This is a genomic window from Yoonia tamlensis, from assembly GCF_900115105.1.
GTDB classification, from domain to species: Bacteria; Pseudomonadota; Alphaproteobacteria; order Rhodobacterales; family Rhodobacteraceae; genus Yoonia; species Yoonia tamlensis.
This window is the reverse complement of sequence record NZ_FOYP01000001.1, coordinates 2,128,713-2,146,193: the sequence shown is the minus strand read 5'-3', so window position 1 is coordinate 2,146,193 and position 17,481 is coordinate 2,128,713. Positions and strand designations below refer to the sequence as shown.

The window sequence follows — 17,481 nt, the reverse complement described above, 5'->3', positions numbered from 1 at the left end:
CGCACGTCATGACGCTGTGATCGCATGCTCTACCCAGCGGTGTTCCTACCACAGAAACCGACGGTGCGAAGGTTGTTTTTCAGAGGGTAATTGCGTGATTTATGTACGCCACCTTATGCACGCAGTGATTGGATCCTAGGGGGCCAAGGTGCGCTTTGTCTCGTCACAACAACCATCACCCCTGATCCGTCTTTGCTTCGTTCAGCAGTTTCACCTCGCGTTGCGGGAACGGGATGCTGATATTATTCTCAGTAAACGCGTCCCAGAGCGCCAGAAACACGTTGCCGCGGATGTTGGTGAGCCCGCCTGTCGGGTCGGTGATCCAGAACCGCAGGATGTAATCGACCGAACTATCACCAAAGCCCACGATATGGCAGACGGTGGGACGAGTGGTCAACACGCGGTCAACCCCTTGGGCGGCGGCGATGGCGATCCGGCGCACGTCATGCGGATTGTCGGTGTAGGATGTCCCGAAATGGATATCGAGCCGCACAAAATCGTTGGAATGCGACCAGTTCACGACTTGGCCGGTGATCAGGTCTTCGTTCGGGATCAGGTATTCCTTGCCGTCGCGGGTGACCACCGAGACATAGCGCGCACCCAGCGCGTTGATCCAGCCGAAGGTTTCGCCAAGGCTGATCACGTCACCGGGTTTGATGGATTTATCGAGCAGGATAATCACGCCCGACACAAGGTTCGACACGACCTTTTGCAGACCAAAACCAAGGCCAACGCCAATGGCCCCTGACAGCACCGCAAGCCCTGTCAGGTCGATCCCGATCGCCTTGACCCCGAAATAGAAAGCAGCGCCGTAGATCGCAATTTGCAGCCCCTTGATAATCAGCACCTGCATGGACGGGCTGATATCGGGGTTGGTGCGCACCCGTTTGGCGGTGGTTGCGGTAAAGAACCGCGCAAGGCTGACCAACACCCCGAGGATAACAAGCGACTGCACCAGCAAGAGCAGCGAAAACCGCATATCCCCGACGGTAAATCCGGCGCTGTCCAGCAGGGTTTCGGCCGGTTCGAGCATCCCCAAAATCCGCAGGCTGACATAGGTCCAAGCCCCGTAGCGGACCAGTTTGCGCAGGAAGGGGCTTTTGATCAGCCGCGTGGCAAAGACCACGGCCAGCCACGCAAAGGCCAGCGTGCCAATGATCCCAAGCAGATAGCTGCGGCTGTTCCATGTGACTTCGCGCATCACAAAGATCGTGAGCCAGATCAGCGCGACAAAGAATATCGCGCGCAGCCGCTGGTTGATCACGACAAGGATACGGATACGCCATTTGGGCCAGTTTTCGCGCGCCGCCATCCATGCGCGGATGCGCGGCCCCAAAACAGCGCGCAAAAGGTGCGCAAGCGCAAATAGCCCGATAGTAATCCCGATCTGGTAGAGGTTCCACGGGCGGATAAACCCGTCGGCAAATTTGCTGAGATAATCGAACAAATCATTGCCGATGCTCAGCACCTGCTCGAGCTGCGCGTCACCTGTAGCACTGTCACCCGTTTCAGAAAGGTCGCTATGCCCTGCCATGATTTATCTACCGTGTTTTCAGGCAGTCTTGCACGAGAAATGACAGCGGGCAAGCTAAGCTGCATTTGTTCTTGTGAGCCTAAAGAAATCGAGCTAATTCTTTCTAAAATACTAATTTTTGGATGTATTCATGTATGTAACTCTGGCCGTATTGCTTGCTACTTTTGGTGTCCTTATTTTATCGATGGACGACGATGATGATGAAACAGAGGGCGAAATCCGCGGTACAAGTGGTGACGATGAACTGTTTGGAACAGATGGCAACGATATCATGCGCGGTTGGGCCGGGGATGATATTATCCACGGCGGCGCAGGCGACGATGAAATCCGCCCCGGTGAAGGCGACGATACTGTCTATGGCGGCGACGGCCGCGACTGGATTATTGGCAGCCCGGGCAACGATGAACTTTATGGTCAAGTTGGTGGCGACCGCGTGTTTGGCGGTGAGGGCAACGACCTGATCGACGGCGGTTATGGATCTGACCGGCTTGGTGGGCAAGACGGTGACGATACGATTTTTGGCGGGTTTGATTCGCGTCTTATTGATGGCGAGATTGTCCCTGCGGAGCAATCGACCGATACAATTACCGGCGGCGAAGGCAATGACACGATCTATATCTGGGGCGGCAACGGCACTGCTGATGGCGAAGCCGGCGAGGACGATCTTATCCTTGTCACCGGACCAGCAACCTTGACGGGTGGCAGCGGGGCGGATGATTTCTTTGTGCTGGCTAATGTCACTGACGACCAGCTGACCGAAGCCACAATCGAAGATTTTAACCCGTTCAGCGATACTTTGACGCTCACGATTGATCACGTGCCGGATGGCGGGACATTGCCCGATGTGGATGTCACCATGACCCAAATGACAGTTGATGGCGTGAACGGCGTTATGGTCGAGGCGGTCTATGCGGGCCCTGGCGATGTGCCTGCAGAATTTGAAGGCGCACTGGCGTTCTTGAAAGGGGTGACCGTCGATCAGCTGAACGACAGCAACGTGGATGTGGTATCAACCACCGAGGCGGATTTGTTTGATCCCGAAGCCACAATGAGCGCAGTCACAGCCTAGGGCCCAAGTAATTTGGGTGCGTAGACCCTTGCGAGATTGCGCGCCCAAGTGTATCTGACCCCTTATGAAACAGGTTTTTGACATGGATGACCGTGCCCGGCTGCCTTGGCGGTTTTATGGCGCGAGCTGCACGATACTAGCTAAGGGGTGATCCCCTTGCCAATTCCGCACGCCTGAAGACATCTGAAAATTTGATACGGGAGAGGACAATGTCCCCCAAAACGCTCTATGATAAAATCTGGGATGCGCATGTCGCACATGAAGCAGACGACGGCACATGCCTATTGTATATCGACCGCCATCTGGTCCACGAAGTAACCAGCCCGCAGGCCTTTGAAGGGTTGCGCATGGCAGGCCGCACGGTCCGCGCGCCAGAAAAAACCATCGCTGTGCCGGATCACAACGTGCCGACAACGCTGGACCGCGCCAATGCGGCCTCGATGACCGAAGACAGCCGCATTCAGGTTGAAGCCTTGGACAAGAACGCCAAGGAATTTGGTCTGCACTATTACCCTGTGTCCGATGTCCGTCAGGGCGTTGTGCATATCGTTGGCCCCGAACAGGGCTGGACCCTGCCTGGCATGACCGTAGTTTGCGGCGACAGCCACACTGCGACCCACGGCGCGTTCGGGTCATTGGCCCATGGTATCGGCACGTCCGAGGTCGAACATGTGCTGGCCACGCAAACGCTGATCCAGAAGAAATCCAAGAACATGAAGGTCGAAATCACCGGCAAGCTTGCGCCCGGTGTGACCGCCAAAGACATCACCATGGCCGTGATCGGCAAAACCGGCACCGCAGGCGGCACCGGCTATGTGATCGAATATTGCGGCGAAGCCATCCAGAGCCTGTCAATGGAAGGCCGGATGACGGTCTGCAACATGGCGATCGAGGGCGGCGCGCGCGCTGGTCTTATCGCGCCTGACCAGACAACATATGACTACTGTAACGGCCGCCCGAACGCGCCAAAGGGCGCTGATTGGGATGCCGCACTGGAATATTGGAAGACGCTTTACACTGACGAAGGCGCACATTTCGACAAGGTGCTGACCATCCGCGGCGAAGATATCGCGCCGCTGGTCACTTGGGGCACATCACCCGAAGACGTGCTGCCGATCACCGATGTTGTGCCAGATCCAAGCAGCTTTGCTGGCGGTAAAGCGGGCGCTGTGCAGCGTTCAATCGACTATATGGGTCTGAAGGTGGGGCAGAAACTGTCCGACATCGCGATCGACACCGTCTTTATCGGATCTTGCACCAACGGGCGGATCGAAGACCTGCGCGCGGCTGCGGCCGTGTTGAAAGGCAAGAAGATCAAGGACGGGATGCGGGCGATGGTTGTGCCGGGCTCTGGCCTTGTGCGCGCACAGGCCGAAGAAGAAGGCATCGCGCAAATCTTTATCGATGCGGGCTTTGAATGGCGGCTTGCGGGCTGTTCCATGTGTCTGGCGATGAACCCCGACCAACTGGCGCCGGGCGAACGCTGTGCGTCCACTTCCAACCGCAACTTTGAAGGCCGCCAAGGCTATCAGGGGCGCACGCATCTGATGTCACCCGCGATGGCCGCCGCCGCCGCGATCACCGGCAAATTGACTGACATTCGGGAGCTGAACTAATGGAAAAATTCACCACACTCAGCGGCATCGCAGCGCCTTTGCCATTGGTTAATATCGATACCGATATGATCATCCCAAAGCAGTTTCTGAAAACCATCAAACGGTCCGGTCTTGGTGCGAACCTGTTTGACGAAATGCGGTTTGACCGCGCGGGCAATGAAATTGCCGATTTCGTGCTGAACAAGCCGCAATACCGCGATGCGCAAATTCTGGTGGCAGGCGATAATTTCGGCTGCGGTTCATCACGCGAACATGCGCCTTGGGCGATTGCGGATTTCGGGATCACTTGCGTGATTTCCACATCTTTTGCGGATATTTTCTATAATAACTGCTTTAAGAACGGCATTTTGCCGATTGCCCTGCCGCAAGAGCAGGTCGACGTGCTGATGAAAGACGCTGAAAAAGGGTCGAACGCGCGGATCGAAGTTGATCTTGAGGCGCAGACGATCACCTCGTCAGACGGCGATGTTTTCAGCTTTGAGGTTGATGCGTTCAAAAAGCATTGCTTGTTGAACGGTCTTGATGACATCGGGCTTTCGCTTGAAAAAGTGGCGTCAATCGACAGTTTCGAAGCCAAAGCTGCTGCCGAACGCCCTTGGGTCTAAGCCGGCACCCATTATGAAAAAGGCCGCGCCGCTGCGTGGCCTTTTTTCTATTTTGGCGACAATGTATGAATTTTATTGCATATTTTCGCAAATTCGCGACACTCGATGGTTAATAGCAATTGCCAGTTCGCATAGATTGCGGCATTCTGGATGTCCGACTGGCCACTGCTGTCATGTTACGCAGTAATTTGTATCTTGTTGAACTTGCACCGTAAATTACAACAGCAGTGCGTTATTTTGCGAAATTTTGATCGCTAGGTCTGTAAGGGGATTGATCAGCGTGTTTAGCCGCCTACCCGGAGCAATCATTCGCGCCATATTGGTGGTACTGGTTGTTGTCATGCCGGCACTTTTCCTGCCGCCTGCGGCTGATTACAATATTCAGATTATTGTCTTATTCGCGATATTTGCCGCGATCTTTACGCTTGCCGAATATTGCACGGGCAGCCCCAGCGTTATCGAATTCCGCGAAGCGCCACCGTTTAACCGTGTGCGGTTCCTGACGCTTTTTGCGATTGTCTTGTGCCTGTCGATCATTTTTCGGGGCTACATCACGCCCTCTGCGATGACCGAATATGTGCAAAGAGGCGGATCGAACATCGGGGCGGTTGTGGATTTTCCGTTTTCGCCGGTGCGGCTGATGGTTTTGATGCTGCCTGAAAGCGCCTCGCCCGAGCTTGTTTTGCGGGTGCGCGACGGGGCAGGGCTTAGCTATATGATCGCGGCGATTGCGATTATCTGGTTTGTTGTCTTGCTCCGGCTCCGGCAGTGGCCGCGCCGTGACGCGCCGTTTAACGTCTGGGTGAACCTGCCGACGTTCAATTCTGCGGGCGGTGATGTGGTTGAACGGCTCGAACGGGATGGACGCATTAACGTAATATTAGGGTTCTTGCTGCCATTCTTGGTGCCGGCGGTGCTTAAGATATTTGCCAGCTTTGGCGCGGCGGTGCGCCTTGACGATATGCATACGCTGTTATGGATGGTTGCCGCATGGGCGTTTTTGCCAGCAAGTATATTGATGCGCGGTGTCGCGCTCAGCCGTGTGGCACAGATGATCCGCGCACAGCGGCATGCCGCGGCAGAGCGGGCCGCTATCTCGGGGCATTATGCGGGCTGATCCTGCTGTGCCTGCCGCATCCCGGCCTTGCACAAACGATCCGCGTCGCGACCTATGCCGCCCCGCTAAGCCGTGCAGGCCCTGGTCTGTTGCTGCGCGATATCCATAAAGGTGACGATCCGCAGATAACAGCCATTGCGCAGGTCATTCGGGCAACCGCGCCCGATGTTCTGGTGCTGACGGATTTTGATTATGACCATGACGGCATCGCGCTTGCCGCTTTTGCGCAGCTATTGGGGCCGGAATATGTGCATCAATTTGCAGGGCCAAGCAATGCGGGTTTGCCGACGGGGCTTGATCTTGACGGGGATAACCGCCGTGGCGATGCGCGTGATGCCCAAGGCTATGGCGAATTTGCGGGTGATGGCGCGATTGCGGTGCTGTCGCGCTGGCCGCTTGGCGCGGTCACGGATTATTCGCCGCTGCGTTGGCGTGATTTACCGGGTGCGACCCTGCCGCCGATGACGGATCAGGTTGCGGCAGTGCAACGGCTATCGTCAACCAGCCATTGGGTGGTGCCGGTATTATTGCCTGACGGCCCGCTGAATCTGTTCGCCTTTGCGGCCACGCCACCGGTTTTTGACGGCCCCGAGGACCGCAACGGGCTGCGCAACCGCGATGAATTGCGGCTTTGGACGGCGGTGCTGGATGGCGGATTGGGGCAGGTGCCCGCAGATTTTGTGATCGCTGGCAATGCCAATCTTGACCCGCTTGCGGGCGACGGGCTGCGCGATGCGATGGCTGCATTTCTGGCCGATCAGCGGTTGCAAGACCCATTGGCCGAAATTGCGACCGCTGCTTGGTCGGATCGGCCTGAACTGGGGGAATTGCGCGTCAGCTATGTGCTGCCCGTGCAAAGCTGGCGTGTCGTGGATGCGGGCGTGCAGCGCCCGCCGCCTGACGACCCGTCACTGGACGATCGCAGCCTTGGCGCGGGGCCGCACTGGCTTGTCTGGGTTGATATCGCGCGGTAGCCCTGCGCGCATGACCGTGGCCAGATCGGTGGGCGCAAAATCGGGCAATAGCCGCCGGAATTTCACGTCTGATATCTGGTGCGGCATCGCGTAGGCATAACGCATTTCAGTCAATTCGCGGGCAAGCTCCCAGACGGGTGACAGCAGTTTCATCGCCCACCACGGAAACGCCGAGAGTTTGACATCCCGCCCCAAATGCCGCGCAAGGTCTTGTTGTAGCTGGATCATTGTGAATGCGTGGCCGGAAAAGGGGACATCTTCGAAACGGCCAAGCTGATCGCGTATTTGCGCCAGTTGCACAGCCGCGCGCGCCCAGTCGGGCACATAGCAATAGGCCTGCATCGCGGTCGGGTCGCCCAGAAAGGTCAGTTTGCCCTTGCGGATGCTGCGCATCATCGCGGCCGACATGATATCGCCGTTGCCGTTGGGGTCGATAAAATTCCCCGCCCGCAACAGGATGGTTTGCACCCCCGCAGCGGCATAGGATTTTTCCATGTCCACACGGATTTTGCCTTTGCGCGTGTGCGGGCGCTGGGGGGTGTGTTCGTCGAATGTGCCGGGATGATTGCCAAAATTGTAGATATTCGCAGGCACAATGACGGTTGCGCCGCTGGCTTTGGCGGCGGTGATGACTTGCGAAGTGATCTGCGGGATCAGCTGCGCCCAATTGTGGTAGTTGGGCGGGTTCAACCCGTTGACGATCACATCGGCCCCCAAGGCTGCGCGCGTCATGTCACCCGCTTTGCGGTCGTAGTGGCGGACGGTCCAGCCGGCGTCTGTGAATGCGATGGCGGCATGGCTGCCAATTTTTCCGCTGCCACCAAGGATCAGAACTGTTTGTGTCATCGCGTGTCTCCTATTGCTTTGATACATGAATTAGCCATTCACAGACGGATTTGAATTGTCAAAATTCGCAATACATGTATTCATAATTGAATGGACAAGCATTTCGAGAATCTGGATTGGTCATTGGTGCAGGCGTTTTTGGCTGTCGCCGAAGGGGGCAGCCTGTCAGCCGCGGCGCGTATGCTGAACGCAAGCCAGCCGACATTGGGCCGCCAGATCAAGGCGCTAGAGGTGCAGTTGCGTGCAGAATTGTTCCATCGGCAACCGCGTGGCTATGCGTTGACCAGCACGGGCGCGGATCTGGTGGCACCTGCGCGGGCGATGCGCGATGCGGTGCAACAAATTGCGCTGACCGCCGCAGGGCAGCAGGCGCGGCTTGCCGGAAGCGTGCGCATTTCGGCCAGCGTGGCGGTGGCTGCAGATCATCTGCCCGCGATTGTCGCGCGCATCCGCCAGCTCGAACCCCAGATAGAGATTGAAATCGCGCCAACCGACGACAGCCACAATCTGCTGTTCCGCGAGGCCGACATTGCGCTGCGCATGTACCGCCCGACCCAGCTTGACCTTGTGACCAAACATCTGGGCGATGTCGCATTGGGGATGTTTGCCGCCCGAACCTATTTGCAAACGCATGGGCAGCCGCGCGGTATTGATGATATTCTTGACCATGAATTTGTCGGCTATGATCATGACGACCGCATTATTGCCGGGTTCCGCGCGGCGGGGCTTGATGTTGATCGCAGCTTCTTCAAGATCCGCTGCGACCACCATGCGACCTATTGGGCGCTTGTGCGGGCGGGATGCGGGATCGGGTTTGCGCAGCGTGTGATCGGGCAGGCGGACCCTGCTGTCGCGCTGATTGATCTTGGCTTTCCTTTGCCGAAATTGCCGATCTGGCTGACAGCCCATGCCGCTATGCGCCAAACCCCAAGGATCAAACGGGTTTGGGACCTGTTAGAGCAGGGCTTGCGGCCCTTGGTATCTTGAACATTTTGCGCGGGCAGGCTAGGGCACGTGCAACTTATGCAACCAAGGACCAGACATATGGCAAACCCCTCCCTTTTGATCCTCGCCGGTGACGGCATCGGCCCCGAAGTCATGGACGAGGTCAAGCGCGTCATTGGCTGGTTTGGTGACAAACGCGGCGTGGTGTTTGACGTCTCTGAAGATCTTGTCGGCGGTGCAGCCTATGACAAACACGGCGTGCCGCTGCACGACGACACGATGGCCAAAGCCCAAGAGGTAGATGCGGTGCTGCTGGGTGCCGTGGGTGGCCCGAAATACGACAACCTTGATTTCAGCGTCAAGCCAGAGCGCGGTTTGCTGCGTCTGCGCAAGGAAATGGACCTGTTTGCGAACCTGCGTCCGGCGCAGTGTTTTGACGCGCTGGCCGATTTTTCATCGCTGAAAAAGGAACTGGTGGCCGGTCTTGATATCATGATCGTGCGCGAACTGACCTCTGGGGTTTACTTTGGCGAACCGCGCGGCATCCATATGGAAGACAATCTGCGCGTCGGCATTAACACGCAGCGCTATACCGAAGCGGAAATCGAGCGCGGCGCGCGTGCGGCGTTTGAACTGGCGATGAAACGCGACAAACGCCTGTGTTCGATGGAAAAAGCCAACGTGATGGAATCAGGCATCTTGTGGCGCGATGTTGTGACCGAAGTACATGCGGATTACCCCGAGGTCGAACTGTCGCATATGTATGCGGATAACGGCGCGATGCAGCTGGTGCGCGCGCCCAAGCAGTTCGACGTGATCTATACCGACAACCTGTTTGGCGACATCCTGTCCGATTGCGCGGCGATGTTGACCGGATCGCTTGGCATGTTGCCGTCTGCGTCATTGGGTGTGCCGATGGCCAACGGGCGCCCCAAAGCGATGTATGAACCGGTGCACGGCTCTGCCCCTGATATCACCGGTCAGGGCAAGGCAAACCCGATTGCCTGCATCCTGTCGTTTGCGATGGCGCTGCGCTATTCGTTTGATATGGGCGCCGAGGCCGACCGTCTGGAAGCGGCGATCGAATCGGTGCTGGCGGATGGTGCCCGCACCGGCGATCTGATGGGGCCGGAAGGCGGCGTTCCGCTTTCGACCACACAAATGGGCGATGTGATTTTGGCAGCGCTTGACGCGTCACTTTGATTTTCGCGCGCCTCCCCATCGGGGGGGCGTTGCATGATCCTTGCCCGCACTTATCGTTGACATCCCGTTCGGGGTGGCCTTGATAGGGGCGGGCAATTTGTTTTTGTCTGCACCTCATCAACACCAGAAAGGGTTCGCATGTCTCCAAATGTCAAAGGCGCGGTTTTTGCGCTGATCGCCTTTGCGATTTTCGCGACCCATGATGTGATCATCAAAGTGCTGGGCGCGACCTATGCGCCGTTTCAGATCGTGTTTTTCAGCGTCTTGTTAAGCTTCCCGCTTGCCACGGTGATGCTGATGCGTGACAGCAAGCCCGGAACCTTGGTGCCGATCCACCCGTGGTGGATGGCGCTGCGCACGGGGGCTGCGACGGTCACGGGGGTTGCCGCGTTCTATGCGTTTTCGGTGCTGCCGTTGGCGCAGGTTTACGCGATCCTGTTTGCGACCCCTCTGTTGATCACCGTGCTTGCGATCCCTGTCTTGGGTGAAACGGTGCGGCTGCGCCGCTGGCTGGCCGTGCTGGTTGGGCTGGTCGGGGTGTTTGTCGTGCTGCGCCCGGGCGAGACGCAACTGACTGCGGGGCATTTTGCAGCACTTGCTTCGGCGATTTGTGGCGCTGTGGCCTCTATTGTGGTGCGCAAGATCGGGTCCGAAGAACGCCCTGTGGTGATGATGATTTACCCGATGGTTGCCAATTTCGTGCTTATGGGCTGCGCGCTGCCGTTTGTTTACAAACCGATGCCGATCGAACATTTGGGTATGCTTGGGGTGATTGCCCTGTTTGCATGGGTCGCCAGTTTTCTGGTTATCCTTGCCTACCGCGCGGGCGAGGCCGCAATTATCGCGCCGATGCAATATAGCCAGATCATCTGGGCCACGATTTTCGGGATTCTGTTTTTTGATGAAACGCCCGATATCTATACAGGTGTGGGCGCCAGCATCATCATTGCCAGCGGCCTGTATATCGTCTTGCGTGAAAGCCGAGGCACATCCGCAAACACGCCTGTTTTGCGCAACCGGTCGCGCAGCATTAACGGTGCGGAACCACGGATCAGCCTGTTCATGCGCGCGCTGGGCCAAACGCCGCCCCGCAAGGGCGACGTCAAGAAATAGCTAGCGGCGGTCTTCGGGCGGCGCAAAGCTGTCTGCGCTCGCGCGTGCCCAGCGTTCCTTGTAGATGATTTCCGTGCTGTTTTCATCCATCAAGAAACCAATCGGTAGGTATCTGTAGACATCGTTTGCTTCGGTCATCTGCCCGTCGCCGCGCCGCGCCATAAAGTGGTAGGGCAAGAAACCCGAAGGGTCGCTAAGCCCCGCAGCGCCGGCAATTTCACCCAGCGCCTTGAGCGTATTGGCGTGGAACCGCGCCACGCGCTGCGCCTTATTGGGAACGTTGAGCGCCTTTTGGCGCAGCGGGTCTTGGGTTGTGACCCCGACAGGGCAGTGGTTTGTGTGGCAGGCCTGCGCCTGAATGCAGCCGATCGCAAACATATAGCCGCGCGCCGAATTGCACCAATCGGCACCCAAGGAAAGCGCGCGTGCGATGTCAAACGCACTGACGAGCTTGCCTGCTGCGCCCACTTTGACCTGATCGCGGATACCGGCACCGCGTAGCGTATTATGCACAAATGTCAGCCCTTCGACCATCGGCATGCCGACGTGGTTCGCAAATTCGAGCGGCGCGGCACCTGTGCCGCCTTCGGTGCCATCGACAACGATAAAATCGGGAATGATACCTGTTTCCAGCATCGCCTTGACCATGCACATAAATTCGCGCCGGTGCCCGATACACAGCTTGAACCCAACCGGCTTGCCGCCTGATTTTTCGCGCAAAAGGCCCATGAATTCCATCAGTTCAAGCGGCGATGAAAACACGCTATGCGCCGCGGGAGACACGCAATCGACGCCCATCGGTATGCCGCGCGCCTCGGCGATTTCGGGTGAGATTTTTGACGCGGGCAGCATCCCGCCGTGCCCTGGTTTGGCGCCCTGGCTAAGCTTGAGTTCGATCATTTTGACCTGATCATCGCAGGCCTGTTCAGCAAATTTTTCGGCGTTGAACGAACCATCGTCGTTGCGGCAACCAAAATAGCCCGACCCGATTTCATAGATCAGATCGCCGCCAGGTTCGCGGTGATAGCGGCTGATCCCGCCTTCACCGGTATCTTGGGCAAAGCCGCCAAGTTTCGCGCCGGTATTGAGCGCCATGATCGCATTGGCCGAAAGCGATCCAAAGCTCATCGCGGAAATATTGTAGATCGAGGCGCTGTAGGGTTGTTTGCATTTGGGGCCGCCGATTGTCACCCGAAAATCGGTGTTCGAAAAATGCACCGGCTGGACCGAATGGGTCAGCCATGAATAGCCGGCCTCGTATACTTTTTCGGTGGTGCCGAACGGGCGCTTGTCTTCGGCACCTTTGGCGCGTTGATAGACAAGCGACCGCTGTTCGCGGCTAAAGGGCTGTTCTTCGCGGTCGCCTTCGATCAGATATTGGCGGATTTCGGGGCGGATAAGTTCGAACAGGAACCTCAGATGCCCAAGCACCGGATAGTTGCGCGTGATCGAATGCCGGTCCTGCCGCATGTCGCGGATGCCAACCAAAGTGAGCACCGCAAAGATGGCGCATAAGAAAAACACCCAAGGCACAAAAACCCCGATCAACAAGGTCACAAGGGTCAAGATCGCGACAGCGACAATGGTAGAATATCGCTGGAGCGCAATTATTTTCTGCACAACAAGTCCTCCGAGTACTTATTTAAATACTTAGGTCGCAAAACTTGATTACGAAAGCGTTTCTTTGCTTTTTGCCTAAAAATTAGGCGTCACGCCGGGCAGATCAAGTGATTTGATCAGGTCGCGCAATTCCTGACGGGCGGCGACGTTGGAAATATTCATCCCCTTGACCCCGATATCGCGCAGATCAAGCAGCGTCAGCCCGCGCGGAAACAATTCGCGGAAAATCACGCGTTCATTAAAACCGGGGGCGGTGCGGAAACCGACGCGTTTGGCCAGTTTGGTGATGGCGCGCTGCATTTTCTCTTTGTTGACCATGGCTTGGGCGCCCATCCGGTTGCGCACAACGACCCAGTCAATCGGTTTGAGCCCTGCTTGCGCGCGCAGTTGCCGCGCATTCCAGACCATTTCGGAATAGACCGACGGGCCGGTGATTTCCTCGCCGTCGCTGTCGACATGTGCCAGCAGGTCAAAGTCGACAAAACTGTCATTAAGCGGCGTGATCAGCGTATCGGCAAGACTATGGGCGACTTGGGAAAGCCGCGTGTGTGAACCGGGGCAATCGATCAGGATAAAGTCGTTGTCGGCCTCCATCTGTGCCACGGCCATGGACAGGCGGTGATCAAAAGCGTTTTCACCCGGCTTGAGGCTTGTCTGGTCGATTTCGGGCAGTTCCTGATAGCCGGGCGATGGCAGGTCAAGCCCTGCATGGGTCAGAAACTGGCGCCGGTTTGCGATATAGCGTCCCAGCGTTTTTTGCCGTAGGTCAAGGTCAAGCGTGCCAACACGGTGCCCCATCCGCGCAAGGGCTGTCGCGACATGCATCGACACCGTGGATTTGCCCGCGCCGCCTTTTTCGTTACCCACGACAATAATATGTGCCACGCAATCTATCCCCACAGAATATGCTTTCGCGCACTATATGCGGGGGGTGAGCGCAGGGGAAGTGATGTCGGGCGTGATTTTCGCCGATCCGTGCCGTGTGGGATACACATCGCGGCAAAGGCTTGACACCGCGCGCCCAAAGGCGCATGTGCAGCGTAACCGATGCAAGCTGCCGCGTGAGCAGAGCGAGACAATCATTGTCATTCGCAAGGCATCGTTAACTCTCAGGTTCCCACATCACGCAGGGGTCCCGCGCCAAATCGGCGCCCGGACGATGCGGTTCAGGCTGTCAGCATATGGCGCAACCTTGCTATGGACGCGCGGGCGCATGCCCGTGGGTTCACATATATGCGCGGGCCTGACGGGTCCGTCTGAAAATAGGATATCCAACTGATGGATTTTGATATGCTGGGGCTTGCGCCCCGCCTTGTGAACGTTCTCAAAGAACAGGGGATCACCGATCCCACCCCGATCCAAACCCAAGCCATCCCGCACGCCATGAATGGCCGCGATGTGATGGGGCTTGCGCAGACCGGCACCGGAAAAACCGCGGCCTTTGGCCTGCCGATGATCAACGCATTGTTGAAAGCGGGCGTGAAGCCCAATGCTAAAACGGCGCGCGGGCTGATTCTTGCGCCAACCCGCGAACTGGCCAAACAGATTGCCGACAACCTGACCGCCTATACCAAAGGCAGCCATTTGAAAGTGGCGCTTGTGGTTGGCGGTGCGGGGATCGTCGCCCAAACCAAGCGGCTTGCCGGCGGGGTTGACCTACTGGTCGCCACTCCGGGGCGTTTGATCGACCTGATTGACCGTCGTGCTGTGCGTCTGGATGAAACGATCTATCTGGTGCTCGACGAGGCGGACCAGATGCTTGACATGGGCTTTATCCATGCGTTGCGCCAGATTGCGCCGCTATTGGCCAAAGACCGCCAGACGATGATGTTTTCGGCGACGATGCCGAAGCTGATGGCCGAACTTGCCGAAACCTATCTGCGTGACGCGGTGCGCGTGCAGGTGAACCCTCCGGGGCAGGCCGTGAAAAAGATCGCGCAATCGGTGCATTTTGTGGCCCAGGCCGCCAAGACCGACCTGTTGATCGAATTGCTGGACAAACACCGCGATGAACTGGCGCTTGTGTTCGGGCGGACCAAACACGGCTGTGAAAAACTGTATAAAGTGCTTGAAAACAAGGGCTTTGCAGCAGCGTCGATCCATGGCAACAAAAGCCAGGGCCAGCGCGACCGTGCGATTACCGCGTTCAAGGCGGGCAAGGTGCGGGTGTTGGTTGCTACAGATGTTGCCGCGCGCGGGATCGACATCCCCGATGTGCGCCATGTCTATAACTATGACCTGCCCAATGTGGCCGATAACTATGTGCACCGCATTGGCCGGACGGCGCGCGCCGGCGCCGAAGGGTCAGCCGTGGCACTGGTTGCACCTGACGAGATGATCGAGCTGCAAGACATCGAAAAAACGATGAAGGAAACGATTCCTGTTGCATCGGGCCGGCCATGGGAAATCCAGCCCGGTCAGAAAAAGCGCCCCAATGGCGGCGGTGGCGGCGGGCGTCGCGGTGGTGGCGGCGGCGGTGGCCGTCATGCTGGCGGTGCCAAGACCGGCGGTGGCAAGCCAGGCGGGCAGCGCCGGCGCAGCAACGGCGGCGGTAACCGCGGGCGCGGAAAATCGGCGGCCTAAGCGCCAGAATTTTTGAAAAATTCTGACCCAAAACCTGTAAAGGTTTTGGGTCACCCGTATTTGCGGAATGCTTCCATTTCAACGGCCAGTTTGGTATGCAAAGTGGCAAGCACAAGCATTTCTTCCTTGCGTGCGGCCGCATCTGTCAAAGACTTCAGCCGTTCTTGTGACGCCAGAATTTGCTGGCGCAAGATCACCACGGGCGATTTTGCATCAGCCTCGCGCATGATCCGGTTAAGCACCGCGTCTTGCGGGTTCTCGACGGATGGTAATGGTTTGCCTGCGCCGGGCAGATCGTCAAAATCCCCGCGTTTTTCCGCATTCTGCACAATTTGATCAATCAGGCTGCTAAGCGGGTGGTCCATCGTGGGCTCCTTTTAACGCAAAACGCCGCACATTTTCATGCGCGGCGTTCCCAATACGTAGGGTGGATCTTGATCCACCGCGCGGTTTAGAAGCCCAAACCGGCGTATTTGTTTTTGAACTTGGATACACGACCGCCAGCATCCATCAGACGGGTCGAACCGCCGTTCCATGCAGGGTGCACGGACGGGTCGATATCGAGCGCCATTTGGTCGCCCTCTTTGCCCCATGTGGATTTCATCTGCACAACAGTACCGTCGGTCATTTTGACGTCGATAAAGTGGTAGTCGGGATGGATATCTTTTTTCATGACAGCAATCCTTACGCTTGGGCGCCCTTAGGCGCTTTGTAGTTGGTGACTTCTGCGATACGTGCGGATTTACCACGGCGCGAGCGCAGGTAGTACAGTTTTGCACGACGGACTTTACCGCGGCGAACAACAGTGATGCTGTCGATGTTTGTTGAATGCAGTGGGAACACACGTTCCACGCCTTCACCAAAAGAAATTTTGCGCACTGTGAAAGAACCGGCAATGCCTTTGCCGTTCTTACGGGCGATGCATACGCCTTCGTAGTTTTGCACACGTGTACGTGTGCCTTCGGTTACTTTGTAACCAACGCGGATGGTGTCACCCGCTTTGAAATCGGGGATTTCTTTCCCCAGCGCAGCGATTTGCTCCGCTTCGAGTTGTGCAATCAGATTCATCTGACGGCTCCTTTGATATGCTTGCGGTTATCCGCAATGTTTGTTTGCGTGGCCCAGAGCTCTGCGTCGTTACCGGGTCCGCCATTGCGCCCGCCAGAGATGCGTCATCATTGTTTATTGTGGTCGTCCGGCCTGACTGGTGAGGGGTGGATCAACGCAGATCCGTCTCAATATCCAGCTGGTGCCATAAACCAACACCCGGAATCAGCAAGCCGACCGAGAATGGCTGCGTATAGGATGATAAGGGGGGGTGATCAAGGGGGATTGGGGCTGAAAGGTTGCGTAGTAGCATTCAGAAACCTGTTTGCGCAGCAAAAGGCAGATCGCGGTGCGGGCCTTCGGTATATGTGGTTGTTGAAGCCAGAATGAACGCTGCCTTATCCTTTCTTCGTCTCATGCTGAGCCCACAAATCCGGTCGTCGTTCTCTCGTGATCTTCTCGGACATCTCGCGCCGCCATTGCGCGATCTTTGCGTGGTTGCCGGATAGCAGCACCTCGGGGATCGCGTGGCCCTGCCATTCGGCGGGTTTGGTGTATTGCGGGTGTTCTAACAGCCCGTTGGAATGGCTTTCCTCAATCGCGCTTTCGGCGTTGCCCAGCACACCGGGCAGCAGACGCACGGTGGCGTCGATCATGGCTTGGGCGGCGATTTCACCGCCGGTCATGACAAAATCGCCCAAGGATATTTCTTGAATGCCAAAATGCTGCAAAATGCGTTCGTCCACGCCTTCGAACCGTCCGCACAGCATGGTCACCCCATCCGCGCGCGCCCAGTTGCGGGCCATTGCCTGATCAAACCGCTGACCGCGCGGGCTGAGGTAGACCATCGGCATGATCCCTTTGGCGCCTGCGCGCGCGTCCCTGATCGCGGCCTCAAGCACATCGGCGCGCAAAACCATGCCTGCGCCGCCACCGGCAGGGGTGTCATCAACGTTGCGGTGTTTGCCGATGCCGTAGTCGCGCAGATCGTAGGTTTGCATCTGCCAGCGCCCGTCTTGCAGCGCCTTGCCTGTCAGGCTTTCGCCCAAGACACCGGGAAATGCCTGCGGGAACAGTGTCAGGATTTGCGCGGTCCATGATCCGGCAAGGTCGGGCGTGTCGGTCATCAGCGCGCGCGGTTTCAGCGTGGGCCGGATGGATATGCGGCCAGCGGCGCGGCCTGCGGGTTTGGGTGTTTGATCTGACATA

General features: G+C 57.4%; 17 protein-coding genes. 9 read left to right on the top strand and 8 right to left on the bottom strand.

The annotated features are described in order from the left end of the window. Positions 1-175 precede the first annotated feature (175 nt). On the bottom strand, positions 176-1,534 hold the full coding sequence (locus tag BM320_RS10990; protein ID WP_090199883.1) for a mechanosensitive ion channel family protein: 1,359 nt from the start codon (positions 1,532-1,534) through the stop codon (positions 176-178). Positions 1,535-1,664: 130 nt separating this feature from the next. Between BM320_RS10990 and BM320_RS10985 the strand changes: the two genes are divergently transcribed. The 5 genes from BM320_RS10985 (at position 1,665) to BM320_RS10960 (ending at position 6,915) form a co-directional block, all read left to right on the top strand. Next, positions 1,665-2,603, top strand: a complete 939-nt coding sequence (locus tag BM320_RS10985; protein ID WP_090199882.1) for a calcium-binding protein — start codon at positions 1,665-1,667, stop codon at positions 2,601-2,603. A gap of 209 nt (positions 2,604-2,812) precedes the next feature. Next, positions 2,813-4,219 (top strand): 3-isopropylmalate dehydratase large subunit, encoded by a 1,407-nt coding sequence (leuC, locus tag BM320_RS10975; protein ID WP_090199878.1) that lies wholly within the window; start codon positions 2,813-2,815, stop codon positions 4,217-4,219. Next, positions 4,219-4,824 (top strand): 3-isopropylmalate dehydratase small subunit, encoded by a 606-nt coding sequence (leuD, locus tag BM320_RS10970; protein ID WP_090199876.1) that lies wholly within the window; start codon positions 4,219-4,221, stop codon positions 4,822-4,824. The genes leuC and leuD overlap by 1 nt, the downstream gene beginning before the upstream one ends. Positions 4,825-5,164: 340 nt before the next feature. Continuing rightward, on the top strand, positions 5,165-5,941 hold the full coding sequence (locus tag BM320_RS10965) for a hypothetical protein (protein ID WP_242650998.1): 777 nt from the start codon (positions 5,165-5,167) through the stop codon (positions 5,939-5,941). Positions 5,942-6,030: 89 nt separating this feature from the next. Further along, positions 6,031-6,915: an endonuclease/exonuclease/phosphatase family protein gene (locus BM320_RS10960; protein ID WP_090199874.1), complete on the top strand. Its 885-nt coding sequence runs from the start codon at positions 6,031-6,033 to the stop codon at positions 6,913-6,915. Here the strand turns inward: BM320_RS10960 and BM320_RS10955 are convergent. After that, entirely contained in the window at positions 6,850-7,761 is a 912-nt protein-coding gene (locus BM320_RS10955; RefSeq protein ID WP_090199872.1) for an NAD-dependent epimerase/dehydratase family protein, read from the bottom strand. The two genes, BM320_RS10960 and BM320_RS10955, sit on opposite strands and share 66 nt — an antisense overlap. Positions 7,762-7,851: 90 nt before the next feature. Between BM320_RS10955 and BM320_RS10950 the strand changes: the two genes are divergently transcribed. From BM320_RS10950 to BM320_RS10940, 3 genes are all read left to right on the top strand, one after another. Next, positions 7,852-8,748 (top strand): LysR family transcriptional regulator, encoded by an 897-nt coding sequence (locus tag BM320_RS10950; protein ID WP_090199870.1) that lies wholly within the window; start codon positions 7,852-7,854, stop codon positions 8,746-8,748. Positions 8,749-8,805: 57 nt separating this feature from the next. Further along, positions 8,806-9,909, top strand: a complete 1,104-nt coding sequence (gene leuB, locus BM320_RS10945) for a 3-isopropylmalate dehydrogenase (RefSeq protein WP_090199868.1) — start codon at positions 8,806-8,808, stop codon at positions 9,907-9,909. A 138-nt stretch (positions 9,910-10,047) separates the two neighbouring features. Continuing rightward, positions 10,048-11,022 carry a DMT family transporter gene (locus tag BM320_RS10940; RefSeq protein ID WP_090199866.1) on the top strand — a complete coding sequence of 325 codons (975 nt, stop codon included), beginning with the start codon at positions 10,048-10,050 and terminating at the stop codon, positions 11,020-11,022. Here the strand turns inward: BM320_RS10940 and BM320_RS10935 are convergent, their stop codons facing one another. Both BM320_RS10935 and BM320_RS10930 read right to left on the bottom strand, forming a co-directional pair. Next, positions 11,023-12,573 carry an FMN-binding glutamate synthase family protein gene (locus BM320_RS10935; protein ID WP_375342071.1) on the bottom strand — a complete coding sequence of 517 codons (1,551 nt, stop codon included), beginning with the start codon at positions 12,571-12,573 and terminating at the stop codon, positions 11,023-11,025. It lies immediately after the preceding gene. A gap of 144 nt (positions 12,574-12,717) precedes the next feature. Further along, on the bottom strand, positions 12,718-13,527 hold the full coding sequence (locus BM320_RS10930; RefSeq protein ID WP_090199862.1) for a division plane positioning ATPase MipZ: 810 nt from the start codon (positions 13,525-13,527) through the stop codon (positions 12,718-12,720). 393 nt (positions 13,528-13,920) lie between these two features. Here BM320_RS10930 and BM320_RS10925 point away from each other — a divergent pair, with 393 nt between their 5' ends. Further along, a complete protein-coding gene (locus BM320_RS10925; RefSeq protein ID WP_090199860.1) occupies positions 13,921-15,225 on the top strand; it encodes a DEAD/DEAH box helicase in 1,305 nt (434 codons plus the stop codon). Between the two features lie 50 nt (positions 15,226-15,275). Here the strand turns inward: BM320_RS10925 and BM320_RS10920 are convergent, their stop codons facing one another. From BM320_RS10920 to trmD, 4 genes are all read right to left on the bottom strand, one after another. Continuing rightward, positions 15,276-15,590: a DnaJ family domain-containing protein gene (locus BM320_RS10920; RefSeq protein ID WP_090199858.1), complete on the bottom strand. Its 315-nt coding sequence runs from the start codon at positions 15,588-15,590 to the stop codon at positions 15,276-15,278. A gap of 86 nt (positions 15,591-15,676) precedes the next feature. Then, a complete protein-coding gene (gene rpmE / locus BM320_RS10915; RefSeq protein WP_090199856.1) occupies positions 15,677-15,898 on the bottom strand; it encodes a 50S ribosomal protein L31 in 222 nt (73 codons plus the stop codon). Positions 15,899-15,909: 11 nt separating this feature from the next. Beyond that, positions 15,910-16,293 (bottom strand): 50S ribosomal protein L19, encoded by a 384-nt coding sequence (gene rplS / locus BM320_RS10910; protein ID WP_090199855.1) that lies wholly within the window; start codon positions 16,291-16,293, stop codon positions 15,910-15,912. 377 nt (positions 16,294-16,670) lie between these two features. After that, positions 16,671-17,480 (bottom strand): tRNA (guanosine(37)-N1)-methyltransferase TrmD, encoded by an 810-nt coding sequence (trmD, locus tag BM320_RS10905; RefSeq protein ID WP_090199853.1) that lies wholly within the window; start codon positions 17,478-17,480, stop codon positions 16,671-16,673. Position 17,481: the final 1 nt, after the last annotated feature.